The sequence below is a fragment of the Streptomyces sp. NBC_01450 genome (assembly GCF_036227505.1).
Classification (GTDB): domain Bacteria; phylum Actinomycetota; class Actinomycetes; order Streptomycetales; family Streptomycetaceae; genus Streptomyces.
The window spans coordinates 1,975,952-2,000,784 of the sequence record NZ_CP109480.1; the positions used below are offsets into that span (position 1 = coordinate 1,975,952).

Sequence of the window (24,833 nt, forward strand, 5' to 3'; positions counted from 1 at the left end):
GGGCGACGGATGTCGGAGTGGACATGGGAGTGGACGGGCTACGACCCCGCCGCCGAACGGTTGCGTGAATCGCTGTGCACGCTCGGAAACGGCTACTTCGCCACGCGGGGCGCGGTGCCCGAGTGCCGGGCGGGCCTGGTCCACTGCCCGGGAACCTACGTGGCCGGGTGCTACAACCGCCTGGAGGCGGCTGTGGCGGGGCGGCAGGTGGTGAACGAGGACCTGGTCAACCTCCCGAACTGGCTGCTTCTCCGGTTCCGTCTGCGCCGCACCGAGGGAGCGTGGGGCCCGTGGTTCTCCCCGGACGTACACACTCTCCTGGACCACCAGCACACCCTGGATCTGCGCCGCGCCACGCTCACCCGTGCCTTCCACCACCGGGGCGACGAGGCAGGCATGCTCGGCGTCGAGCAGACCCGCCTGGTGCACATGGGGGATCCTCACCTGGCCGCGCTGCGGACGGTCTTCACTGCCGATGACTGGTCGGGAGAGGTCGAGATCGAGTCCTGTCTCGACGGAGAGGTGATCAACGGCAATGTGCACCGTTACCGCGCCCTCAATCGCCGCCATGTGACCCAGGTGCGGACTGGGGCAGACGAGCCCCACACGGTCTGGCTGAGCTGCCGGACCAGCACGTCGGACATTGCTGTCGCCATGGCCGCCCGAACGACGGTCGTAGCCGACCTGGCCCCGGTCTCATCGGAGCTTCGTCCGGGCCGCCACCGCGCCGTCCACCGCCTGGTGGTCCCGATCGCTCCCCGTCAGCCCGTCACTGTGGAGAAGACGGTGGCGCTGCACACCTCGCGGGACACCGCAATCAGCGACCCGCTCGGCGAAGCAGTCGACCGGCTGTCCACAGCGGCGGACTTTCCCGGCCTGCTGGACTCTCATGTCGCCGCGTGGGAGCGGTTGTGGCGGCGCGCGGACATCCAGGTACCCGGCGAAGCCGGTCGCATCCTGCGCTTCCACCTCTTCCACGTCCTGCAGACGCTGTCACCACACACCGCGGACCTGGACGTGGGCGTCCCCGCGCGGGGGCTGCACGGCGAGGCGTATCGCGGTCATGTCTTCTGGGACGAGCTCTTCGTCCTGCCGTATCTCAACCTGCACTTCCCGGAGGTCTCCCTTGGGTTGCTGAACTACCGCTACCGGCGCCTCCCGCGGGCCTGCCGGGCAGCAGCCGCGATCGGCCGGGCCGGGGCGATGTACCCCTGGCAGAGCGGCAGCGACGGCCGCGAGGAGACCCAGGAGTGGCATCTCAACCCCCACTCGGGGCACTGGCTGCCCGACCACTCCCGGCTCCAGCACCACGTGGGCTCGGCGATCGCCTACAACGTGTGGCAGTACTGCGAGGCCACCGGCGACACGGAGTACCTGCACACCAAGGGCGCGGAGATGCTGGTGCAGATCGCCCGCTTCTGGACGGACCTCGCCGTCTTCGCCCCCGACCTCGGACGCTACCGGATCCGCGGTGTCGTCGGCCCCGACGAGTACCACGACAGCTACCCGGGTGCCACCCTGCCGGGGCTGGACGACAACGCGTACACCAACGTGACCGCCGCCTGGGTCCTCACCCGCACCTTGGACCTGCTGCGGCGCCTTCCCGCGTGGCGCCGCGAGGAACTGTTCGAACGCGTCCGGCTGGATGGCAGCGAGCTCACCAAGTGGGACGAGATCTCCCGTCGGTTGCGGGTGCCGTTCCACCAGGGCGTCATCAGCCAGTTCGAGGGCTACGACGACCTTGCCGAGCTCGACTGGGACGCCTACCGCACGCGCTACGGCAGCATTCGGCGGCTGGACCGGATCCTCGAGGCCGAGGGCGACACGGTCAATCGCTACAAAGCGTCCAAGCAAGCCGATGTCCTCATGCTCGACTACCTCTTCTCGCCCACCGAGCTGCGGCAGCTGTTCCTGCGTCTCGGGTACGACCTGGACGACGAGGTCTGGCGCAGAACCGTCGACTACTACCTGCAGCGCACCAGCCACGGCTCCACTCTCAGCGGACTCGTCCACGGCCTGGTCCTCGCCAGGGCCAGACGAGCCGAGGCATGGCAGTACGTCCAGGAGGCCCTGGAAGGGGACATAGCCGATATCCAGGGCGGAACGACCGGCGAAGGCATCCATCTCGGGGCCATGGCCGGGACCCTCGACCTGGTCCAGCGCGGCCTGACGGGACTGGAGACGCGCGAGGACGCCCTGTGGCTGGACCCGGTGCCTCTTCCCTCGCTCTCCGAGTACGGGTTCTCGCTGCGCTACCGCGGTCACTGGGGTGTCGGCGTACGGCGTCGTGGCGGGCAGTTGGAGATCGATGTGCCCGACTCGGAGGAGAAACCGATCCGCGTGGTGCTGGCCGACCGCGCCGTAACCATCGCGCCTGGGGAGACGTGCACGCTCGCGCTGGCGGAGAGTTGATCCGCGCGGACGGACCTGCCGGGCCCCGCGCTACCTCCGGATCCGTCAGTTGTGACCCGGGCTTCGAAAACGGGGCTGATCGACGGCCATCGCCTCGCCGACATGATTAGCGAGGCGAACCTCGCACGTCACCTGCCCGAGGCACAGGTGGACCATTTCGTCGAGACCATCTGCGCGGCCCGCCGACCGTCCGGACCTTCATCGGCAGGCAGCATTGCTGGCGGCGGCCGCGAACGGGGTGGGCTGCCACCGCACCCTTCGTCGTAGCCTGTGCCAGGAGTTCGCATCCCGCCAAGGTGATTGCGACAGCACAGTGGGGGCTTGTGGGGCGCTCTCCATAACGACAGCCGAAGGCGCTGGTACTCACGAGAGGGTGCGTCCGATGACCAGCGGCATCGGTTGGCCGCGCCAGGCGAAGCTACCGAACACGCCGTGAGGGGCTCCGCAACGGGGAGCTCTTGACTCTGATGCGCCCCTCCTGCCTGGGGCCCCTGACCATTCATGGCCAACGGACGTTCGGCGAGGTTGCCCTGGCACCGCTGCGTGGCTCCTGACGACCTCGGCTTCGCCGGTATCCCTCCACAGTCATGCCGAGTCCAAGATCCGGACCAGTCACGGGCCAGGGCGTTATGAAGAGCCCCCACGCACATTGTCCGTGCAGGCTATAGGGCACAACCCCGCGGTACCACCAGCAGACCAAGAACCTGCTGGCAGGCTGGCACCCCGCCCCTGGCATGACCCCTTGCTCAACCGAAAAGCGCGTACCGGCGGCACAATCTGCCGAGTAATCCGCAATATTGATTCGCCCCCGATTCGACCCCACGCACCTACCGACTTTCGAATACCGGGCCTGACCTGCGTAAATACAGTCAACAGGGAATCAGACCGTGTACTCGTGGTTCTCGGCAGCAGCGATCAGTCGGCCTGAGCGGCTGGGCGTGCGGCTTCCGTCCCGAAGCGTCGACGGGCACGGTCGGCGGCTGCTTCGGCGGCGCGGGCCCGGGCGTCGCCGGGATCCAGGGAGAGCTGGCGAGGGGCACGGTCGGCCGACAGCAGGTCGTCGGCGTGGACCACGAAGGCGCGGACTCTCGCGCGCTGCAGGCCGAGGACGGCCAGCAGGCCCAGGGCGGCCGCGGCGAGGGCGGGTGAGTGGTCGGTGGACTCCCGGCAGTGTGCGCGTACGCGTGGCGGAGCTGCGGTCGGCGTATCTCACCGTGAGGGTGATCCGGCCGGCGATCCGCTGTTCGACACGCAGGCGTTGGCCGAGCCGGTCGGCAAGCCCGAGGACGGCCCGGTGCTGCTGCGCCGGGTCGAGGCAGTCCCGCTCCAGGACGAGGTCGGCGGCCATGTGCGCCGCCGGTTCCGCCGGGGCGACAGGGCGGGGATCGGGCCCGCGGGCGCGCTCGGCCAGCAGCCGGGCGGGACCCGCCCCGAGAAGGCGCTGCGGGGTCCCGGCGGGCAGGTCGACGACCCGGCCGATGATGTGCAGCCCGTACCTGCGGAGCGTTTCCGCCGCGGCGTGGCCGATCCCGGGCAGCGCGGTGACCGGCCGCGGATACAGCCAGTCGGCCGCTTGTCCGAGGGGAACCCGGGTGGTGTCCCCCGGTGCCGACGCGTCGGCCGCCATCGCCGCCAGCATGCGGTTGCCCGCGAGCCCGGCACTGCTGTCGATGCCGTACAGCACCTTCAGCCGCATCTTCGCCAACTGCACGACGTCATAGGGAGACAGGTCGAAGTACCGGAGCGCCGACGTCAGATCGAGCTGGACGGCATCGGGCGGAACAGCCTGGACATGGAGCGTGATACCAGACATCAGTTCGATGACATCCGATACGTTCATCAAACCTGCGTTCGATTACTCTAACCCCATGAACCCTGGTCGGCGACTCAGATTCGAGCACAGCAGCGATTCTTCGGCTAGGCGAACGGCGGCTGCAAGGCACCCCAACTCCGCTTCCCCTGCTGGGCAGCGAAGTTGGGAGACACGACCCTCGCAACCCGCATTGAACCGCCGCTCTTCAGCGGCTCGCAGCAGGCAGAGGAGCAACAGTTGGCCACCAGCCTGATACGTCTCGCGACGAGGCTGACCTCGGGATTCGTCGCGTCAGCCACACCGCGAGATGACGCCGGCTCGGCCGTCGGCCTGACCCCTCTTCGACTGCATCTCCCAGTGCAGATCCCCTGAGGCAAGACCCACGCTCCACGACGAGAGCGATGTCTCCAGCCGGTCGAGCATGGAGACAAGCGCCGCCGGAGCAAGCCCGCACTCATGCGCGATCCGGTCCGTCTCGACACACCCGCGACCGGTCGAAGAATCCGCGTGTGCCGCGAGGCAGAGGAAGGCGAGCCGCAGAGACGGATCGCCGGCACCCGCACACGCCGTGCGCAGCGCCCAGTCAGCAGCGCTTCTGCGGTCCGGACGCGCCGGGCACTGAGCAAATGCCGTGGCGTCGAGGATCCGAGCGACCGTCACCCCGTCGGCAGAAGCGGAGGCGGTCGACGTTCGGCGGATCCACCGCGCCTGTTCCAGTTCGTTCCACGGGAGCGGATCGCGAGCAAGGCGAAGGCCGCGAAGGAGCCCAGCCGGCAAGCGGACCTGCCCCTCGGAGTCCATGCGCAGTGCGCACTGCACAGCGAGCAGCCGGGCTTCGGCGCCGGCGTGACTCGGGAGGGCTGCAGCCAGGTAGCTGAGCATCTCCCGCACCCGAATCTGACTGCCGGGCCCTTTGGGGCGCCGTCCGCGGCGACATGCGGTACCGCCCGGCAGCGTCACGTCCGTACGCAGGAAGGTTTCCGGGACCACGGCGGCCTGCGCGGTGGCCGATGCGCAGGCGGCGCATGCATCCGCAAGGCGCCAGCGCCGTCCGCCCTGCTCGCGGGCAAGAAGTAGCCGGATAGGACCTGCGCAGCCCCGGTGACGCGGATGCCAACGGCAGCCTCGCTCGTGGCACTGGCAGGTGCGCATGTACGGCGGCAGGATGTCGCGTCGGGCATGTCCAGCCAGATGCCCGAGTGCCGCAGCGCGCGCGGACACGGCAGCGAGCAGCGCGTCCCGGTAGTCGCACTGCTGACACACCAGCTGAGGCCCGCCAGAACCGGGCCTCAGCTCCACAGTCCAGGCGCGTCGCGCTGTCGGGCGCGTTGTGCAAAGCCTCATAGGGCGAGCTCCTCCCGTTCAACCCGCGTCGTCGTCTGCCCGCCAGAGAGCGGCGGCGGCACACGGTAGTGCAGACCTCTGCCCTCACGCTCGCGCCACCACCTGGGGAAATAGGGCAGAGGTCTGCACTGACAGGGCAGGGCTCTGCACCGTCGGATGGTCGAGTGACGATCTTTCCGCCCGATCCGGACTTCGAGGCACTTCGCCTGGAGCTCACGCGCCTGCGGGCGGCCCGCGGATGGAGTTATGACCAGCTGGCTGCCCGCAGCGGCCTCGGCAGGCGGACTCTCATCGAGATCGAGCAGGGCCGCACGATCGGGACTCTGAAGACCTGGCACGCCCTCGCGCACGCTTTGAGTACCCCGCTCGACGAGCTCTTCGCCACCTTGTGCAACGGACATGAGCCGCCTGAAAAAGCCGGCGACTGACCGATCCTGGACGGCTTCACCAACCGCCCGAAACGGTGACCCGACGCGAACCCATGATCGCACTCTCGCAAATCAGTCTGACCAGATACGGCAGTCCGGAGGACACCTTCGGTCGTGACGCCGGTTCAGCGGCGTGTTGCCTGGCAGGTTCGCCCTCATGTGTTCCACACCCACTTCTCCACGACGTTGGGACGGCAGTCTCGCCCACGTCCCTGCAAGGCGTTCCCTGCGCGTAAGCAGCGACAGCGCCAGTCGTCTGTTGCGATGCGGTCAGAATGACCGCTGCCGGGATTGCGGCAATCGAATCGAGTGGTACCAGCGCATGGGGGAGCGACCCGTCCGCCTGCATCCTCAAGAACTGCCGACGGAGTCGGTGCCCGCTACATGTCAGTGGCACGTCAGCGGCGGTGTCGCTCATCCAGCGGGTGACGGCAGAGCCTGGTGCCGCCTGCCGCATACCGTGCTGTGCCCTGCCCGCGACGCCCTTCCAGCCGCACCCGAACTCAAAGCACTGCGCCGGGCTCTGGCGGTCAACACCCGCCGCCTGATCGACAGCGGGGCGTTCGTCCCTCCCGCCGCTCTGCCGAACGCCGAAGCCTCACCGCCGACTACTTGTCGGCCGGCCCGTCCTGTCGTGCAACTCCTCTACATCCGCTACCTCGCCTGCCGCACGGTGGAAGAGATCCAGTGCGTCGCCCAAACCCGACGCCGCAACCGCTGTACAAGTCCGCTGCTCACCCCTGAAACCCCGGCAGGCATCTGGACTCTTCTTCCCGCCAGCGCAACGCGTGGCCAGCTCTCTTTGCCTGGCGCGGTCATGGCCGTCTACGGGCTTACCCATCTGCCTTACGCAGAACAGCTGCGTTGGAGAGCTCAACGCTGTCCGGATCATGCCGCCAGTTCCACGGCGGCCGATGTGGCCGTGACCGAGTGGGAGCCTTTCGATCCGCTCATCCACCACGAGCACATCCACACCCGTCTCCCGGCACTCACCCGGCGCCAGGGGCAGGCCAACCTGAACAGGAAGGCGACGCAGTCATGTCCCCGCACCACGCGGTAGAAATCATCCTGACCCGGCCCGCCACCCACGGTGAGCTGCGCCGCGCAGGCCGAGTACTGCCACTGGCCAGCAACGTCGGCCAGACCCGACTGCTGACTCTGCAGCGCGCGAAGAATCCCGGACGCGCACTGCGCGTACTTCGGCACCGGCTCGACGAGGTGCTGCCCATCGATGTCCTCACCAGCCACTACCCGGATCAGCAGGGCTGCGTCCTGCTGAACTTCGCTCTCGGCCAGACCGCCCATACGGCCATCCGACAGGCCGCGGCCGTCCGCGGACAGCGCCCCCGGGACTTCGTCCGTCACACCGTGACCGCTGCCGTCACCCAGCACCAACAGGAGCAAGCCCACCACCTGACGACCCGACTGGAAGAGCTGCTGATGCAACGTACCCCGGAAGAACTGCTGCTCTGTGCGGCGAGCGCTATCAGCCAACATCGCCGCTTGCCGGGCGGCGAGTCCTCCTCCACTGCTTCCTGAGGAGCCTTCGTGCCCGCCCCGACCGCCGAGCAAGTTCAGGCCGCCGACGCCTTCCGAGCAGGACACCACCTCGTCCTGCAAGCGGGAGCCGGCACCGGCAAGACCACGACACTTGCGATGCTCGCCGCCAGCACCAACCGACGTGGCCGATATATCGCCTTCAACAAGGACATCGCCAGCGACGCCGTCACACGCTTCCCCCGCACGGTCACGTGCAAGACGGCACACGCCACCGCGTACGCGGCACTCGGCCGCCGCTACGCCGGACGGCTCAACAGCCCCCGGCAACCGGCCTGGAAGACCGGCCAGGCCCTCGGTATCACCCGGCCCATTCGCATCGGCGACCACGACATCAGCCACAGGACGCTCTCCCACACAGCGCTCCGTGCCGTTACCCGCTTCTGCTACTCCGCCGATCGCACCCTGGCCTGCCACCATGTGCCGCGTCTTCGCCTCCTCACAAAACCGGCTGAGCACGCCCAACTAGCCGACGCCGTAATGCCGTTCGCAGTCAAGGCCTGGGCGGACCTGCAAAACCCCGACCACGGTGTGGTCCGCTTCGAGCACGATCACTACCTGAAGATGTGGGCTCTGACCCAGCCCAAGATCGAAGCAGACTTCCTCTTCCTCGACGAGGCCCAGGACACCAACCCCGTCCTGGAACAGGTCTTCAAAGCCCAGCGCGACCACGCCCAACTCGTCATGGTCGGCGACTCCGCCCAGGCCATCTACGGGTGGCGCGGCGCCCGCGATGTGATGACCGACTTCGACGCCCCCGCTCTCACTCTCACCCGCTCCTTCCGCTTCGGTCCTCTCCTCGCCGAACAGGCCAACCGCTGGCTCGAACTTGCCGAGGCACCCATCCGTCTTACCGGAAGCGAGACGATTTGAATCGCCCCGGGTTCGATAGAGATCTCAGATTATGGTTGTGACCTGGGGTTTCGTGGATTCCATGTAGTGGTTGGCTTCGTACTCAACGGGCGGAACGTGCCCTATCTCACCGTGGAGTCGGCGGTGGTTGTACCAGTCGACCCACTCTGCGGTGGCCAACTCGACCTGGGAGAGCGACTTCCAGGGCCGTTGGGGCTTGATCAGCTCGGTCTTGTACAGGCCGATCGTGCTCTCCATCAGGGCATTGTCGTAGGCGTCGCCGACCGATCCGATCGAGGCGGCGATGCCGGCGGCGTCCAGATGCTCGGCGAGCCGGAAACTCGTATATTGCGACCCGGCATCCGAGTGGTGGATCAACTCGCCTGGCTGAACTGGGTGTTGGTCGCGGTCACGTTGCCACACGGCCATCTCAAGGGCGTCCAGGACGAAGACCGTTTCCTTCACGGTGGCCGCGGACCAGCCGACGATCCGGCGGGAGAACGTGTCCACGACGAAGGCGACGTAGACGACACCGGCCCAGGTCTTCACGTGGGTGAAGTCCGCGACCCAGCAGCGGTTCGGGGCGGCAGCGACGAAGTCGCGGTCCAGCAGGTCCGGCGCCCGTTCGGCCTGCCCGCCGGGCAGCGTGGTGATTACGCGTTTACCACGGACCGCCCCAGCGATGCCGAGTTCGCGCATCAGGCGTTCGACGGTGCAGCGGGCCACGCGGCGGCCCTGCCGGTTCAGCTCACGCCAGATCTTCCTCGCCCCGTAGACGTGGTAGTTGGCCTCGAAGACCTGGCTGATCTGTTTCTTCAGTTCGACATCCCGCACGGTCCTGGCCGAGGGCGTGCTCCGACGTTTGTGGTGGGCGTAGTAGGTAGAAGGGGCGATCCTGCAGTCGTGCTCGGTGAGCGTCCTGCAGATCGGCTCGACGCCGCCGAAGCGGTCCCGGTGCTCGTCGATGAACGCTACGAGCGTGTGTGTGGCCGGTCGGTGAAAGTCGGCCCGGGGCGCGGTTCCGGCCTTTCGACCGGACCGTTTCCCCGGACCGCTTCCCGAACCCGGCGGGCACCTCTCAATGCACCGGGCTCTCCACAAGCCCCGAAATGGACCGCGTGTTGGACATCCTCATCCCGCGATGGGCCAGGGAGCTGGAATAATAGAACCTCGATATCGGTAGCGGGTCGTTCCTACCTTCTCGGGGTCGAACAGCTCTCTGTTCTCACTGGCGGGCCACCATCCGCCGCCGCAATAGCGGTTGCGGAGATCCTTCCAGGTGGACCGGCGATGTTTGCGCCGCATCCATCGCCATACCGTCTGCCACGTGTAGTAGCTCAGATAGGCGAAAGTCGCGGAGGACACCCCGGGCCGGAAGTAAGCACACCAGCCCCGCAACGCCATATTCATCCGACGCAGCAGGTCGTCCAGCGGCTGGTTCACTTCGACCTCTCGGCACAGCATCTTGACCTTCCGCTTCACAGCCTGAACGGCCCTCTTCGCGGGATAGGTATAGACGTAGCGCTGGCTGGTGCCTCTCTTGCGGTGGCGCTGGAGGTGCCACCCGAGAAAATCCAGCCCTTCCTCGATATGGGTGATCAGGGTCTTCTCCGGAGACAGGCGCAAGCCCATCAAGGACAAGACCTCTGTGATCTCCTCACGCAGAACTTCGGCATCCGTTCGGGAGCCGAACACCATCAGGCACCAGTCGTCCGCATACCGCACAAGGCGATAGGTGGGAAGACCGTGACGGTGCCGTCTGTTCCGTTCCCGCTGCCCAGCAGCAGGGCCTCCCGGCGCCTGAGCGATGTACTCGTCCAGGACTGAAAGAGCCACATTGCTGAGCAAGGGCGAGAGAATCGACCCTTGTGGGGTTCCGGCAGTCGTCTCCCGCAGCAGACGATCCTCACCGAGGATGCCCGCCTTGAGGAAAGCCTTAACCAGATCCAGGACGCGTTTGTCTCCGACTCGACGCCGCACCCGGTCCATCAGGGCCGAATGTGAAATTTCGTCGAAGCAGGCCGTGATGTCACCCTCCACGATCCACTCATAGTTGCGTGGCCGCGAAGCTAGATAGTGCACCTCGGCTACCGCGTCATGAGCCCGGCGATTCGGGCGAAACCCGTAGGAGCACGAGAGGAAATCCGCCTCGAAAATTGGCTCCAACACCAGCTTCAAGGATGCCTGGACCACCCGGTCGGTGATGGTCGCGATCCCCAAGCGGCGCAGTTTCCCGCCGGCCTTCGGGATCATGCGTTCCAGCACTGGAAGCGGGCGGAAACTACGGTCCTTCACATGCGACCGCAGTTCGTCGAGAAACTCCTCGACGCCCTGCCCGGCCTCGACGGAACGGGCCGTGCGACCGTCCACTCCGGCCGTGCGGGCACCCTTGTTACCCCGCACCCGATCCCAGGCCACCAGAAGGAAACCGGGATCGGCAACAAGGTTGTAGAGGTCGTCGAACCTGCGATGAGAATCATCACGGGCCCAACGGTGCAGCTTGGTCTGGATATTCAGTACCCGTCGCTCCGCCATAAATAAGGCGCGCTCCAGTTCGTCGGTATTCACCAGCGAAAACCTCCCGGCCTTCCAGCAACCTCAACTGCTGACTTGCTGGCCCCCTTCGCCCTGCGGCCGTCTTTCACGGCCTCCACGGCGGGTCGTCACGCCCGCGACTACTACGGGGCCTCCGCCCCATCCCACGGCCCTCAATCGGCAACGGACCTGCCCACCACCGGACCGGCTGCCCGGCGGGAGGGCGACCGCGGATGGTTCCCACGTTCACCATGTGATCGATCGGTCAGGGAGGCGCCCAGCTCTACTCCGGCAGCATCGCCACGCTTACGCCGCAGACCTTCAACGTGGCCTCCCCACCGTCAGAGCTACACGGCTTCGGAGTTGGGCCCCCGCCGCAAAGCAGAGTTCCACGCACTGCACACCGGCCCATATCCACCAGATTTGACCCGGCTTCGCTGTTACGGAGCTTCAACCACTGGTTCGCTCTCGCTACACCTTCTGACCTCGCTGAACAGACCCGCACCGTCTGGTAGTTCCGGCACGTCCCGCCTTCGTCGGGGCCGCTTGCCACCCTCACCGGCGTTCCCCGGATCAGGCTGCCCCCAAGCTTCGATCAGGCCGCTACGACGACCTGACGGAAGTGGCCTTTCACCACCTCTCGATCAACATCGCGCCTCGTGGCGCACAGCTCGGCCGCGAAGAAACTCGCCGCGGCCTTCAGGATCTCGTTGGCCCGCTTGAGTTCGGCGTTCTCCTTCTTCAACGCCTTGAGCTGGGCGGACTCCTCCGTCGTCGTCCCCGGACGTGTCCCCGCGTCGATCGCGTGCTGCTTCACCCAGTTCCGCAGCGTCTCGCGCGAGCCGATGCCGAGCTTCTCGGCCACCGCCTGCAGGGCGGCCGTCTCGTTCGGGTAGTCGTCGCCTACCTCGGCGACCATGCGCACCGCACGACGGCGGAGCTCAAGCGGGTAACGGGAAGGTCGTGCCATGACTCGATCCTTTCACGAAATCGAGTCTCCATTCGAACCGGGGCGCTTCAATTCCCACCGAGGTTGGAGCCATCGCTACCCCCGACGCGGTGCTGTGCCGAACCAACGTCGGCGCCATGGCCGAGGTCATGCGTCTCCTTGCCACGGGCCGCCGCGTAGCGCTGGCCCGCGGAGGAAGCACCCTGGCGGCACTGGCGCTCGCTGCTCGGGATCTCAAAGAAGGCCGGCGCACCAGCCACCCCGAGCTCGTCCTTTTCGCCTCCTGGGGCGAGGTACAGGACTATGCGGTGTACGACCCCGCTGGCCGCGATCTTCAGCCTTTCGTCGACCTTGTCGACACACACGGCCCTGATGCCATCCTCGCCGCGGTGGACGAACTCACAGACGAGGACCGCGCCGACGTCACCGTATCCACGACTCACAAGGCCAAGGGTCGCGAATGGCCCTCCGTGCGGATCGCGGACGACTTCCCACCGCCCAAAAACACCGATGAGCAGGACGCCGAGGGCCGTCTCATCCCAGAACCCGTCAACGACACCGACGCCCGGCTAGCTTACGTCGCGGTCACCCGGGCGCGTCGCCGGCTCGACCTTGGCGGACTGTCCTGGATCGATGGCCACCTGGGCACCTGATTGACCATCCCCCGGCCGCGCTCGCCGCCTCAGGGAGCGTCACCGACTCGATGCACCAGCGTCTTTCCGCAATTCTCCTCAGTACGCGGGGTGTTCACAGCATCACGAGCCTGCCAGCATCGTTGTCCGGGTTTGACACCTTGGTGGGGGGTGGTGCTGTATGACGTCCGCGCAGAACAACGACCAGCGGCTACTCGATCGCATCCTGGAGGACCAGCACCGGAAGTTGGCGCCGGACAAGAGCCGGGATGACTTCTTCACGTTCTTCGCTGCCGACAAGGCCCTGCAGGACTGGGACCTCGACAACGACGAAATCATGGACGGCATCGTGGACGGGGCTCACGACTGCGGCATCGACGGCATCTGGACCTTCGTCGACGAGCGCTACGTCACCGCTGATGCCCATCAATTCCTGCCCGCGCGCGCCGGCAAGATCGAGTTGGTGATCCTGCAGGCCAAGACCTCAGCGGGCTACCAGGAGACGGTGGTCGAGAAGCTGCACTTCCATCTGCCGACACTGCTGGACATGAGCCGGGACGAAGAGGACTTGGCCCCGCACACGAATGCCAAGCTCCTGGACCGAACACGGCGCTTCCTGCACATCCTCGAGGAGCTGGCGTCGTCGTTCCCGCAGGTCCGCATCAAGGTGATCTACGCCAACAAGGCCGCCGAGACGCCGCACCCCAACGTGAAGGCCAAGGGAGACCGGCTGCGACGAGAGCTCGCGAAGATCACTTCGGACACCAAGGCAGATCTAGAGTATCTGAACGCTGCTGATCTACGTGAACGTACCGCCCGAGGAGCCAAGGCGGTCGCACAGTTGGTATTCACCGAAACCCCGATGAGCACCTCACTCGGTGAAGGGTACGTGTGCCTGGCCCGCCTGGACGAGTACTACCGCTTCATCACCTCCGACAACGAAGCTTTGCGATTGGAGCTATTCGAATCGAACGTGCGTGACTACGCCGGGTCCACTGCGGTGAACAACGCCATCGGCGAGACACTCAAGTCCGGCACGGGCGAGGATTTCTGGTGGTTCAACAACGGTGTCACCGTGGTCGCGGACGCTGCCCAGATCGCAGGCAAACGGATCGTTGTCAAAGAGCCGCAGATCGTCAACGGGCTGCAGACCAGCCATGAGATCTACAGCTACTTCCAGAATGGCGGCCAGCACCGCGACCGCTCCCTTCTGGTCAAGATCGTGGTCGCACCCGAGTCCGGCACCGCTCGCGACCGCATCATCCGAGCCACGAATAGCCAGACGCAACTCCCTGCAGGCGCCTTGCGAGCCACCGAAGCCATCCAGAAAGACATCGAGGAGAGCCTGGGCCACGCCGGCGGTTACTACTACGAACGCCGCGCCAGCTACTACCGCAACCTCGGCTTCCCTCTCGACCGGGTCATCAGCATGACCCGCCTGGCCCGGGAGTTCACGGCCTTCGTCCAGCGTGAACCACACGTCGCTCTGCGGCACTCGGACGCACTGCTCTTGGACGACCAGCACTACACCCAGATCTTCTCCTCCCGCCACGACCTGGACATCTACCGCCTCTGCCTCGACGTTCACACCCGGCTACGAGCTTTCCTCACCCGGTACGCCGAAGACCGGCCGCTACTGGGCGAAACCCTGGAGAACTGGCTCTACCCCCTGGCAGCCATGTCCGCCCACACACTCACTCGACTGAGGCAGCCCACCCCGCGGGACTTGCTCAACATCGATCTAGCCCATCTCAGCGACGACCTCATGTCCCGCATGACGGGCACACTGGAACAGAATTTCAAGAGCGCCCTGCGTCAAAGCAAAGCCGGCGGTGTCGACCGTATCGCCCGCGCACCTGAATTCGCCGCCAAACTCCGCCAGGCCGTTGTCTCTCAAAGCCGTTATCAAATCGAACGTTAATCGGGCTCAGAGCACGCCGAAGTCGGCAGTCGCGCTTGGAAGCACTTGCCTCCGCAGACGTTTTCCTCTTCCAGCTGGGCCCGAACTACGGCCATGTCTTTGCCGAGACGGGCCAGTCATGCCTCGGCCGATGACGGGACCAGCCTTGACGAATTGATCCCGCTCACCTGCAACGAGATCCAGCGCCTGTTCTTCGCTCTACTCGTTCGGCCTGTCCACGACCTCGCGCACCGATGGCGCTGGTCCACCTGGTGCCGAGGCCACCAAGCCCGCGCCCGCCGCAGCCACTACCGCTGCCAAGTCGCCCTTCAGCCATAAAGATCCACATCTACGGCTGGAGTACCAGCGGGGAATTTCTAAGAGTTCCGTCGGTTCCCCAGTGGGCCTGCTCTTCGTCAGGGCAGCTGTCGGGGCCGACGGGGCATGAACCGGACCTTGGCTGTGTCTTCGGTGCGCTCGGTGACGGCCTGGAGTTCGCGGCTGAGAAGGTTGACGGCCGTGGCGTATAGCTGCAGACGCTCTTCGAGGAGTCGTGCGTGTTTCTGCAGGTCAGCGTGCTTCTTCTTGAGTTCCTGGTAGGAGTCCTGCTCGCGGACGTGGGTCACGCGTTTGGCTTCGTCGGCTGCCACTCGGGCCTGGAAGAGATCCTTGAGATCTTGGTGTTGGTGAGTCAGGTGCCAGCGCTGGACGTCGGCTTCAATGGCCAGCTGTGAGACGTTGAGGCGCCCGGTCGATCGCTTGGGGGTGCCAGCGAGGAGCCGGTTCATGGCAGCGATGATCGCCCGTCGGGTCGCGTCGGTCTCGCCGTTGAGCGGGGTCGCAGTCATGAACGGGTAGCTCCTTCCTCGTGGTCGCGGAGGACGGCCTGCAGGCGGTCGAGCTCGTGGCAGTCGCGCTGGTGTCGAATGGGTGGCGCGAGTGGATCAGCGATGATTTCGGCGAGGTCGACGATCTTCTTCCGGACGTATCCGATGTCGCGGTCGGTTCGTGCGAGGTTCGGGCACTTGGGCCTGCAGTCGTCGGTGTCCGGGGTGACCAGTGGGTCGTTGGCGTCGCCCCGTAGCTGGCAGGCTGCCGTGGCCGGGTTGAGGACGCAGGTCATGCCCTCGCCGTGGTGGATCTGCAGGAGCGGGTTGCCGATCAGGTCCAGGGCCTGCCGTTCGTTCTTGAGCACGCGGCCTGCGAACTCTCGGTTCGCTGCGGCGACTCGTGTGCGGTAGGTGTCGGCTGCCGGCCCGCTGACGTGCTCGCCCGCGGCAAGAGCGGCTTCGTCCTCGGCGAAGCATTCGAGCCGGTAGAGCCAGTCCTGGAAGGCGTACTCGTCCGGGAAGCCGGACTCGTAGGTGCCTGCGTAGCCTTCTAGCATGCGAACGTGGGCATGACCGTATTGGATCGAGGCGGCGATCAGGCCTCGGGGTCGGCGTCGGATGAACCAGGCCAGCGTGCGGCGGAACCGGCTCGCTTTCAGCGGGCCGCGGTCGTCGTCGGGGATGGGGTCGGAGCGGCCGAGGCTAGCGCATTGCTCGTTCACCCATTGGACGAAGTCGCCCAGGTCACCGGCGATGGAGGCGTCCGATCGGGCGTCACCGAGCCGTCGTTCGTTTGCCCATCGTTTATGGAACGGCTCGAGGCGGGTTGGGAAGAGAAGCGGGCTGGGGTGGAGACGCTCCAGCACCGCGACGGCGCTCGCAACGAGCTCGATGACGACCCAGGGGTCGGGTCGGACGGTCCCCTCGGGGATCTTGTTGCCGTCTCGGTCGAGGGTGCCCTTAAAGTAGAGGCCCCGCATCAACCACAGCCCGGTGTCGGCGTCCCGGGTCACGCAGCCACGTCGCAGGTTGAGCACCTCCCCGGCGCGGGCGCCCGAGAGGTAGGCCACGATCACGAAGCAGGCTGTGCTCAGCAAGCGGGCCAGCTCCGGCACCTCGTCGTAGGTGATGTCCTGGTGCCAGGGGCCATCGCCGCATGGCAGGGTGAACTTGGTGTTCAGCAGGGCTTGGTCGCCGATGGGGAGCCCCGACTCGGCGATCAGGCGGCCGGTCCCGGTGTCCTTGATGGAGTCTGCGCAGTCGAGGATCAGGGCGATGTAGCGCCAGCGGATCACCCTTCGACCGTCCGGGGTCTGGGAACCGGGTAGCGATCCTCCCTGCTGGCGGAGGTTGTCGAGGTACGCGTGGACCTTCGGCAGTAGGTCGCCGGGTCTATTCCGGTTCGGGTTCTGGGTCGCGGTGAAGCGGCGTCCTTCCGGTGTCCGCCGGTATAGCTCGGCGTGCTCGTCGCGGGCGGCCAGGATGGGGTCTGCGAAGACCTCCAGGAAGCGGACCGCCCAGCTCAGCAGCATCTGCATGGTGGGCTCAGCGATGCGAGGGGTGCGGTTCTCTCTGCGGGCGGTCGAGCCAGTCCCGAGAATCTCGGCGGTGTCCTCGCCGGCCCAGGGCGGGGCCTGGGGCAGCCGCATCGCTGGTGGGAGGATCTCGCGGTGACCCCAGAGCCGGCGGATCTCCGTGAGCGTGCGAGAGGTGCCCGTCAGTGGGTCCTCCTCGTCCAAGATCGCGTCGACGAAGGCGTCCAGGAGTTCGTTGGTGACCTGGCAGAAGGCTGTGATTCCCCGCTGGGCAAGCCAGTCGATGATGAACTGCAGCTCGTTGACGAACAGCAGGTGCACGGTCGTGACGCTGATCCGGGTTCGCTTCGCGCCGGGTGGGGCCCAGAGCCGTCCATGGTTGAGCAACTGCCAGCAGTAGTGCTTGGTGGCCAGCCGCAGGGCTGCGGGGATCAGGTCGAAGTTGAGCGAGGTGGCCCGGTAGTGGTCCTCGAAGATGGCCGCATTGAGGTCCCAGACAGTGTCGGCGAAGCAGGACAGCTTCGTCCGGTCGGCGTCCGGCCGCAGATCCCGCTTGAGCAGGACGAACGTGTCGGGTTGGGGCCAGAAGGTCCCGGCAGGGACCTCTCCCCAATCGAGGTCGGAGGCGGGCGTCGTCATCGTAGGTCGAGCTCCCTGTTCAGGAATCGGTCGACCAGCGCGTGGTCGGCTTCGGTGGCGCCCTCGCGGGCGTCGGCGACGGCACTCTCGTCGTGCTCGGCCAGCAGGTCGGCCAGCTGAGCGTGCGGGCTCGCGAACCGGCTGGCCCAGCGCAACGCGTCGATCTGCTCGCGACGCTCCACCAGCCGGTCGTGGACCAGGACCTGGACCGGCAGGTGCCGCGGCAGCGCCCTGGCGCACTCGCAGCTCAGGCAGAGCATGAAGGAGGCCCGGCAGGGCTCCCCGGACGACCCGTGCCGGCCGCCGAGGTTGTCGCTGCAGGCCGCCATCACGGTGTCGAGCTCCCCGGCGATCATGTGCTTGAGCGTCTGTGCCGTCAGGCCGAGTTCGGCGGCCATCCGCTCGGGGTCGGCCTCGGCCCTGGCGACGTCCTCGGCGGACAGGGTGGCCACCCGTCCCCGTGTGCGGGCCTTGTCGACCTCCTCGGTCAGGGCCTTCGCCACGACCTGCCGGTACTCGTTGACATTGCCGCGGTTGCGGAGCATGTAGGTCGTTGCGGTTTTCTCGGTGTGTGCGACCGGCCGCTGGTAGAGCTCGATGTGTGTGAGCCTCAGGAGATCGAGCCGCAGCGGCAACGGAACCGTCTTTCCGTCTTTGCCGTGCTGGTCCGCGACCAGGCCCCACGCTTCGCCCCGAGCTTTGATGTACGAGCTGTGGTTCAAGGGTCGCAGACCGGGCCCGACGCCGTTGCTACTGCCGCCGGCATAGCCGATCAGGAGCCGACTTCCACCGGCCAGTGCCCGGGACCGAGCCGTCAGTTCGTGCAGCAGGACGTAGAGCCCAAAGGACGTGTGCAGTTCATCGCGGGTGGTGAGGTCCTCGGGCTTGTCCGGGACGCTGATCCAGTCTGGGACGTCGCTCAGCGCGAGGGTCATGTGGGCGCGGCGCTGGCGTCTGGGTTTGAGTAGGTCGACAATCGCCGTGCCGGTCTGCCCGGTGTAGCCGTCCGCGCGATGGTGGGCCGCCGGGACCTTGAAGATCACTTGCGGGTTCTCTCCGGTCATCGCCGCCAGCAGCACCGCCCCGGCCCCCACCTCTTCGATCGTCAGATGGAGCCAGGAGACGATCTCCTTGACCGAGCCGATCTTCTGGACCCACCTCGCCGGGAACAACTTCCCCTTGTGGATGCCGACTGGGCGAGGCTCTCGGGGAACGTCGCCGTAGCGGTCAACGAATTCCAGCAGCCGGATCCTGGTGGCCAGCGGACCTGTGCTGGCCGCCGCCTCGCCCCGCCTCGCCTGCTCCAGCAGGTCCCGGTTCGCCCTGATCCGGCATGCGGCCACCCGCAGCTCGGCCCGCGCGGCGGCCGTGATCCGCTGGAACTCCGTCCGGCTGTAGCTCTGCTTGCTCGGCGTACTCTCCTCGGACCTGGTCCTGTCCCGTGTCGGAAGCTGTGAGGCCAAGCGGGCCGCGAGCGTGTCCGATACTCCCCCGCCATGCAACAACAGCAGCTTCAACTGCCCTAGTTCGTCTGCGGCGTTGGTCGTCTCGGTCGAACGAAAGGCGAGGAATCCGTCGAACTGCTCGACCGTCAGCTGGGCCAGCTGCCGGGGCGGCCAGGGGAGCGTCGCCAGGTAGCGGTCGAGGTTCCGCACGGTCTTGAAGACCTGGTTGGTCGAGTGGAGCGACGTCAGCCCGGCGCCGGGGGCGGTGCGCTTGGTGAACGCAGCAACCAGTTCGTCCCGCAGCTCTGCCGGCATGGTCAGCGGCGTGAAGTCGTAGTCCTCGGACTCGGAACCGTCCGCGCTGAAACACCGCACCACGATCCGGTCCGGGCCGGCATCGAGGCGACCCCGTCTGGTCCTCGGCCCGCCCAGGGGTAGGGAGGCCCTCCGACCGGTCACCGGATCACCGCCAGCGGATCCGTGCGGACACGCGGGTGGTTGGCGAACACCTCGGACATGAAGGCAGCAACGGGAAAGCCCTCAGCGTGCGCCAGCAGCACCTCGACGTCCAGGATCCTGAACGGTTCGAGGTAGACCTCTTTCGTGGTCTCGACGCTGCGGTGCCCCAGCATCGTCTGGACCAGGTGCCATGTGCTGCCGAACTCCTCGCGGAAGTCGGCCCGTTCTTCCTCGTCTAGGTGCCCCAACTGGGCCGCCCGCACGAGCTTGCCGATCGAATACCACTTCAAGGCGCAGGAGTGACGAAGCATGTGGGCGCTGCAGACGAAGCCTTCCAACCCCAGCCCTTCGATCCGCTCGTTCGCGGCCTTGAACGTGTGCTCCCAGCCGGTCCAGACCCGAGGCAGTCCGTCCTCGTTCAACCACAAGGCGACCGGCTCCAGCCCCTGCTCGGTCCGGCGAAACAGCCGCAGCCGGGTCAGCTTCCCAACGTCGTTCCACAGCCACTTCTCACTGCCACCGTCCGGGCGCTCCAAGGTGACCGCGTCGGTACCGTGGGTGGCAAGCACCGTGCGCTTGTCCTGGACGCACTCATAGCGTCCCGCCTGTTGGGCCCTCCGAACCGCGGCCGCCCGGGGCCCCTCCATGTAGGACAAGACACCCTTTATCGCGCTCTGCGGTGTCCAGTACGGGTGTCCGTAGCCCTTTTTCGCGCAGGCATCGGCGAGGTGGCAGGCGTAGTAGTGCCGCCGTCGGTCGTAGTGCGGAAGCTCCGGAATCACGACGCTCGCCCACTCGGCGACTCGCAGCCCGTTGCCATAGAGGCCCTGGCAGAACGCGGTGTCGCGCTGTTCGTTGCGGCCCCGCCACCACTGGTCGGGACGCCCGTCCAGGTCCATGCCGCGAATGCCAAGGTCAAGCCAGCGGGCGAAGCCTGCAGGATCGAACCACTTGACGTTCGACCTCCGTGCGATCGGGGGCGCATCGAAGTCCTCGAACGGGTTGGCAATCCCGTACTTTCGGCCGACCCACCTGTAGAACTTCTTCAAGCCGGCGAGGTCCCGGGAGAAGGAGCTCGTCTGGATCCGCTCACCGTTCGCCGGGTCCGTGACACGCCAGAACAGGAACTCTTCCGCGTGATCCTCGGTGGCCTCCCACCACTGCGCGCCGAGGATGTGCAGGAAGTTGAGCCACACCACTAGAGAGTAGGAGTAATCCTTCTCCGTCTCCCTACCCAGATTGCGCCACTTCGCCGAGGTCAGGCAGGCATTGACTCGCGGATCAGGTCGTCCGTCCGGGCCCAGCACGAACCCCTGCCCGTGACGAGCCCCGCGCAGCCGTGCCCGCTGTGCTAGATCCTCAACACCCCCGACAAGGAACGGCTCCAGCTCTCCAAGATCGCGTTTCAGATCAAGCCGGTGCAGTTGCCAGTACCTCGGGATGTCCAATTCCTCTGTCACACCCGCTTCAACGAAGCTGAACAACAACAGTCACTCGACAAAGAATGCCCCCCGTGGAGAAGATCACCCGGCTCCTGGAGGTGGAGTGGAACGTGGGCCGCACCGGCATCATCGCTCCGCGCGCGGTCCTCGAACCGGTCGAGATCGACGGCTCCACCATCACCTACGCCACCCTCCACAACCCGGCCGACATCACCCGCCGCGACCTGCGGCTGGGCGACCACGTCATGGTCCACCGCGCCGGGGACGTCATTCCCCGCGTCGAGGCCCCCGTCGCCCATCTGCGCACCGGCGAGGAGCGGCCGATCGTCTTCCCCGAGGTGTGCCCGCGGTGCGGCTCCGCCATCGACACCAGCGAGCAGCGCTGGCGCTGCGCGAACGGCCGCAACTGTCACCTGGTCGCCGCCCTCTCGTACGCCGCGGGCCGTGACCAGCTCGACATCGAGGGGCTGGGCCACACTCGTGTCGTCCAGCTCGTCGAGGCCGGCCTGGTCGCCGATCTGGCCGACGTGTTCGCCCTCACCCGCGACCAGCTCCTCGCCCTGGAACGGATGGGTGAGACCAGCACCGACAATCTCCTCGCGGCGATCGACGCGGCCAAGGGGCAGCCGTTGTCGCGGGTACTGTGCGCGCTCGGCGTCCGCGGTACGGGCCGCTCCATGTCCCGTCGTATCGCCCGGTACTTCGCCGCGATGGAGCACATCCGCGCCGCCGACGCCGAAGCGATGCAGCGGGTCGAGGGCATCGGCACGGAGAAGGCCCCGTCCATCGTCGCCGAACTCGCCGAACTGGCTCCGCTCATCGACAAGCTCGCCGCGGCCGGGGTCAACATGACCGAACCCGGCGCCACCCCGCCCGTCGCCACCGACGACACCGACGGCGCCGCCCAGGGCGCGGAGCCGACGGGCGGGCCGCTGACCGGGATGGCGGTCGTCGTCACCGGGGCCATGACGGGCCCGTTGGAGAAGCTCAGCCGCAACCAGATGAACGAACTCATCGAACGCGCCGGCGGCCGCTCCTCGTCCAGCGTCTCCAAGAAGACCACGCTGGTCGTCGCCGGCGAGGGCGCCGGATCCAAGCGCGCCAAGGCCGAGGACCTCGGCATCCGGCTGGCCACCCCCGACGAGTTCGCGGTCCTGGTCGCCGACTACGTCGACTGACCCTTGACGGCCGACGCCAACGCCAACGCCGGCGTGACGTGACAGCGTGCGGTCGCCGTCGAGGGCGACCGCACGCCGAGGTCTACGCGCCGCTCGCGTCGAGCATGTCCTCGCGCTCGACGATCTTCACGCGTTCCCGGCCCTGCGGTTCGCCCAGCGCCTTCTCCGCGGCGTCCAGGCGGTACCAGCCCTCCCAGGTGGTGAAGCGGACGTCCCGCTCGCCGAGGAACGCGTCCACGGCCTCCGGGTCGGGCGAGGCGGGCGTGTGCAGACGTCCGTTCGTGTGGTCGTCGAGCAGGCTGGCGACGGTCTCGTTGGCGTCGCCCTTGGTGTGGCCGATCAGACCCACGGGGCCGCGCCGGATCCAGCCGGTGACGTACGTCGACTGCAGGTGCTCGCCGGTCTCCTCGATCACCCGGCCGCCCTGGTCCGGAACCGTGCCCGAATCGGCGTCCCAGGGGAGCTTGGGCAGTTCGTCGGACAGATAGCCCACGGCGCGGTAGACCGCACCGAGGTCCCAGTCCTTGAACTCGCCGGTTCCCTTGACGTTGCCGGTGCCGTCGAGGGCGGTGCGCTCGGTGCGCAGGCCGACGACCTGGCCGTTCTCGCCGAGGATCTCGGTCGGGGACTCGAAGAAGTGCAGGAAGAGCTTGTGCGGGCGGTCACCGGCGTCGCGGATGGCCCAGTTCTCCAGGGTCTTGGCGACCATGTCGGCCTGCTTGTTGCCGCGCCGGGTCGCGATCGAGCCCTCGTCGTAGTCGATGTCCTCGGGGTCGACGATGACCTCGATGTTCGGGGAGTGGTCCAGCTCCCGCAGCTCCATCGGGCTGAACTTCGCCTGCGCCGGACCGCGGCGGCCGAAGACGTGGACCTCCAGGGCCTTGTTGGCCTTGAGGCCGTCGTAGACGTTCTGCGGGATCTCGGTCGGCAGCAGTTCGTCGGCGGTCTTGGCGAGGATGCGCGCGACGTCGAGGGCGACATTGCCGACACCGAGGACGGCGACCTTCTCCGCTTCGAGCGGCCAGGTCCGCTCCACGTCCGGGTGGCCGTCGTACCAGGAGACGAAGTCCGCCGCGCCGTACGAGCCGTCGAGGCCGATGCCGGGTATGTCGAGGGCCCGGTCGGCCGTCGCCCCCGTGGAGAAGATCACCGCGTCATAGAAGGTGCGCAGGTCGTCGAGGTTGATGTCCCCCGGGTAGTCGACGTTGCCGAAGAGACGTATCTGAGGCTTGTCGAGCACCTGGTGCAGGGCCGTGATGATGCCCTTGATCCGCGGGTGGTCGGGGGCCACGCCGTAGCGGATCAGCCCGAAGGGGGCCGGCATCCGCTCGAAGAGGTCGATGGACACACCGGGCTCGACCGCCACTGCGGACTTCAGCAGCGCGTCGGCAGCGTAGATCCCGGCGGGGCCGGCTCCGACAATGGCTACCCGCAGAGGGCGAGGCATGATCAGGTTCCCTTCGAACGGTGGCAGGGTGGCTCGTCGGGAAGCCTAAACTAAGGCAAACCTTAGTCAGTAGCCGGGCTGGATCTATGACCCCATAAACCGATCTTATGAGTCGGTCGCCGAACGGCAGACGCCTCGCGATCTGGGGCAAAATGGGACACGTGGGTGTCCGGCGTGTGTCAGTGGACCGCCTCGTGGAGCAGCCGTCGGGCCGCGGACTGGTGGCAATCCCACTCGCGCTGATCGTAGTGATCACTGTGGTGGACCTCCACTCCCCCACCGATGTCCACCTGGGTCCGTTGCTGGTCATCGCCCCCGCCCTCACCGCCTCCCTGGCCGGGCCGCGGCTGACCGCGCTGGTCGGGGTGCTGGCCGTGGCCGCCCAGGTCTTCATCGCGATGTTCCACGGCGGGCTGACCACCGCCAACCACGTCGCGCAGATCATCGCCCTGACCGTGCTCTCGGCGCTGGTGGTCTTCGTCTGCCATGTACGGGAGCGGCGCGACCGGGAGCTGAGCCGGGCACGGTCGGTGGCCGAGACGGCGCAGCGGGTTCTGCTCAGACCGCCGCCCCGCCGGATCGGGCCCTTGCGCGTGGCCTGGCTGTATCTGGCCGCCGAGGACGAGACCCAGATCGGCGGCGACCTGTTCGCGGTCTCCCGCGCCGCCCAGTCCTCGACCCGGGTGATCATCGGTGACGTACGCGGCAAGGGCCTGGCCTCCATCGGCGAGGCCTCGGTGGTGCTGGGCGCGTTCCGCGAGGGTGCCCACCGGTACGCCACGCTCCCCGAGCTGGCGACGGCGCTGGAGGTCAGCGTGTGCCGCGACCTGGAGGACGTGGCCGACACGAAGCACGACCCGGGCGAGCACTTCGTCACCGCGCTCGTGCTCGACATCCCCGACGAGGGCGCACAGGGCTGGATGATCAACCACGGTCATCCACCTCCTCTGCTTCTGCGCGACCACGAGGTCACGGTCCTGCACGCGCGCCACCCCGTCCCCCCGCTCGGCATGTGCGGGCTGCCCGGCGCGAGCCACCCTCCCGACCCGCTCACCTTCGAAACCGGTGACATCCTGCTGCTCTACACCGACGGCGTCATCGAAGCCCGCTCACCGTCGGGCGCCTTCTACCCGCTCCTCGATCGGGTCGCCTCCTTCCCGGCCTCCAGCCCCGACGCCCTGCTGCGCCACATCCACGCCGACCTCCTCGCACACGTCGGCGGCCACCCCGGCGACGACGCCGCCCTCCTGATCATCGAACGCACCGCCTCCCCCCACCCGCATCGACCGCACATCACCACCCGCCCCGTCGACGGCCACCACCGGCTCCACCCCCGTGGAACGCCCCCGTCGACGGACCGCTGACCTCACTCCCGGGCCATGGCGACCAGGGTCGGTCCGAGGCCGGAGCCGGGCCGTCCGCCCGGCGTGCGCCCT

At 67.1% G+C, this 24,833-nt stretch carries 15 protein-coding genes and 6 pseudogenes; 11 read left to right on the forward strand and 10 right to left on the reverse strand.

Annotated features, from left to right (window positions below):
- Positions 1 to 9: 9 nt before the first annotated feature.
- The gene (locus tag OG568_RS09120) at positions 10 to 2,412 is read left to right on the forward strand and encodes a glycoside hydrolase family 65 protein (protein WP_329531050.1); all 2,403 of its coding nucleotides are present in this window, start codon (positions 10 to 12) and stop codon (positions 2,410 to 2,412) included.
- Between the two features lie 880 nt (positions 2,413 to 3,292).
- On the opposite strand, the gene OG568_RS09125 is transcribed toward OG568_RS09120, so the two are convergent.
- Positions 3,293 to 4,225 carry a DinB/UmuC family translesion DNA polymerase gene (locus OG568_RS09125; protein ID WP_329531051.1) on the reverse strand — a complete coding sequence of 311 codons (933 nt, stop codon included), beginning with the start codon at positions 4,223 to 4,225 and terminating at the stop codon, positions 3,293 to 3,295.
- Between the two features lie 291 nt (positions 4,226 to 4,516).
- Positions 4,517 to 5,107, reverse strand: a complete 591-nt coding sequence (locus tag OG568_RS09130; RefSeq protein ID WP_329531052.1) for a hypothetical protein — start codon at positions 5,105 to 5,107, stop codon at positions 4,517 to 4,519.
- A 626-nt stretch (positions 5,108 to 5,733) separates the two neighbouring features.
- Between OG568_RS09130 and OG568_RS09135 the strand changes: the two genes are divergently transcribed.
- From OG568_RS09135 to OG568_RS09155, 5 genes and pseudogenes are all read left to right on the forward strand, one after another.
- Positions 5,734 to 5,997 carry a helix-turn-helix transcriptional regulator gene (locus OG568_RS09135; RefSeq protein ID WP_329531053.1) on the forward strand — a complete coding sequence of 88 codons (264 nt, stop codon included), beginning with the start codon at positions 5,734 to 5,736 and terminating at the stop codon, positions 5,995 to 5,997.
- Positions 5,998 to 6,154: 157 nt separating this feature from the next.
- A pseudogene (locus OG568_RS09140) lies at positions 6,155 to 6,538 on the forward strand (DUF6083 domain-containing protein); the annotation flags it as partial.
- Positions 6,539 to 6,631: 93 nt separating this feature from the next.
- On the forward strand, positions 6,632 to 7,057 hold the full coding sequence (locus OG568_RS09145; protein ID WP_329536661.1) for a hypothetical protein: 426 nt from the start codon (positions 6,632 to 6,634) through the stop codon (positions 7,055 to 7,057).
- Positions 7,036 to 7,536 carry a hypothetical protein gene (locus tag OG568_RS09150; RefSeq protein ID WP_329531054.1) on the forward strand — a complete coding sequence of 167 codons (501 nt, stop codon included), beginning with the start codon at positions 7,036 to 7,038 and terminating at the stop codon, positions 7,534 to 7,536. The genes OG568_RS09145 and OG568_RS09150 overlap by 22 nt, the downstream gene beginning before the upstream one ends.
- 9 nt (positions 7,537 to 7,545) lie before the next feature.
- A pseudogene (locus OG568_RS09155) lies at positions 7,546 to 8,424 on the forward strand (UvrD-helicase domain-containing protein); the annotation flags it as partial.
- Between the two features lie 27 nt (positions 8,425 to 8,451).
- Here the strand turns inward: OG568_RS09155 and OG568_RS09160 are convergent.
- The 3 genes and pseudogenes from OG568_RS09160 to OG568_RS09170 all read right to left on the reverse strand — a co-directional run.
- A complete protein-coding gene (locus tag OG568_RS09160; protein ID WP_329531055.1) occupies positions 8,452 to 9,507 on the reverse strand; it encodes an IS3 family transposase in 1,056 nt (351 codons plus the stop codon).
- 30 nt (positions 9,508 to 9,537) lie between these two features.
- Positions 9,538 to 10,974 carry a group II intron reverse transcriptase/maturase gene (ltrA, locus tag OG568_RS09165; protein ID WP_329531056.1) on the reverse strand — a complete coding sequence of 479 codons (1,437 nt, stop codon included), beginning with the start codon at positions 10,972 to 10,974 and terminating at the stop codon, positions 9,538 to 9,540.
- Between the two features lie 649 nt (positions 10,975 to 11,623).
- Positions 11,624 to 11,911 (reverse strand): annotated as a pseudogene (locus OG568_RS09170) (transposase); the annotation flags it as partial.
- 47 nt (positions 11,912 to 11,958) lie between these two features.
- Here OG568_RS09170 and OG568_RS09175 point away from each other — a divergent pair.
- The 3 genes and pseudogenes from OG568_RS09175 to OG568_RS61390 form a co-directional block, all read left to right on the forward strand.
- A pseudogene (locus OG568_RS09175) lies at positions 11,959 to 12,543 on the forward strand (3'-5' exonuclease); the annotation flags it as partial.
- 160 nt (positions 12,544 to 12,703) lie between these two features.
- On the forward strand, positions 12,704 to 14,443 hold the full coding sequence (locus OG568_RS09180) for an AIPR family protein (RefSeq protein WP_329531058.1): 1,740 nt from the start codon (positions 12,704 to 12,706) through the stop codon (positions 14,441 to 14,443).
- Positions 14,444 to 14,590: 147 nt separating this feature from the next.
- Positions 14,591 to 14,761, forward strand: a pseudogene (locus OG568_RS61390) (IS701 family transposase); the annotation flags it as partial.
- Positions 14,762 to 14,838: 77 nt separating this feature from the next.
- On the opposite strand, the gene OG568_RS09185 reads toward OG568_RS61390, so the two are convergent.
- The 4 genes from OG568_RS09185 to OG568_RS09200 all read right to left on the reverse strand — a co-directional run bounded on the left by OG568_RS09185 (position 14,839) and on the right by OG568_RS09200 (position 20,814).
- Positions 14,839 to 15,270, reverse strand: coding sequence for a hypothetical protein (locus OG568_RS09185; protein ID WP_181652373.1), 432 nt, complete (start codon positions 15,268 to 15,270; stop codon positions 14,839 to 14,841).
- Positions 15,267 to 17,426, reverse strand: coding sequence for a hypothetical protein (locus OG568_RS09190; protein ID WP_329531059.1), 2,160 nt, complete (start codon positions 17,424 to 17,426; stop codon positions 15,267 to 15,269). The genes OG568_RS09185 and OG568_RS09190 overlap by 4 nt, the downstream gene beginning before the upstream one ends.
- A complete protein-coding gene (locus tag OG568_RS09195; RefSeq protein ID WP_329531060.1) occupies positions 17,423 to 19,249 on the reverse strand; it encodes a hypothetical protein in 1,827 nt (608 codons plus the stop codon). Before OG568_RS09195 ends, OG568_RS09190 begins: the two co-directional genes overlap by 4 nt.
- Positions 19,250 to 19,326: 77 nt before the next feature.
- Positions 19,327 to 20,814, reverse strand: coding sequence for a site-specific integrase (locus tag OG568_RS09200; RefSeq protein ID WP_329531061.1), 1,488 nt, complete (start codon positions 20,812 to 20,814; stop codon positions 19,327 to 19,329).
- Between the two features lie 17 nt (positions 20,815 to 20,831).
- On the opposite strand from OG568_RS09200, the pseudogene OG568_RS09205 reads away from it, so the two are divergent.
- Positions 20,832 to 21,950 (forward strand): annotated as a pseudogene (locus tag OG568_RS09205) (BRCT domain-containing protein); the annotation flags it as partial.
- Positions 21,951 to 22,032: 82 nt separating this feature from the next.
- Here the strand turns inward: OG568_RS09205 and OG568_RS09210 are convergent.
- Positions 22,033 to 23,397, reverse strand: coding sequence for an FAD-dependent oxidoreductase (locus OG568_RS09210; RefSeq protein WP_329531062.1), 1,365 nt, complete (start codon positions 23,395 to 23,397; stop codon positions 22,033 to 22,035).
- 152 nt (positions 23,398 to 23,549) lie between these two features.
- On the opposite strand from OG568_RS09210, the gene OG568_RS09215 reads away from it, so the two are divergent.
- Positions 23,550 to 24,761: a PP2C family protein-serine/threonine phosphatase gene (locus OG568_RS09215; protein WP_329536311.1), complete on the forward strand. Its 1,212-nt coding sequence runs from the start codon at positions 23,550 to 23,552 to the stop codon at positions 24,759 to 24,761.
- Positions 24,762 to 24,833: the final 72 nt, after the last annotated feature.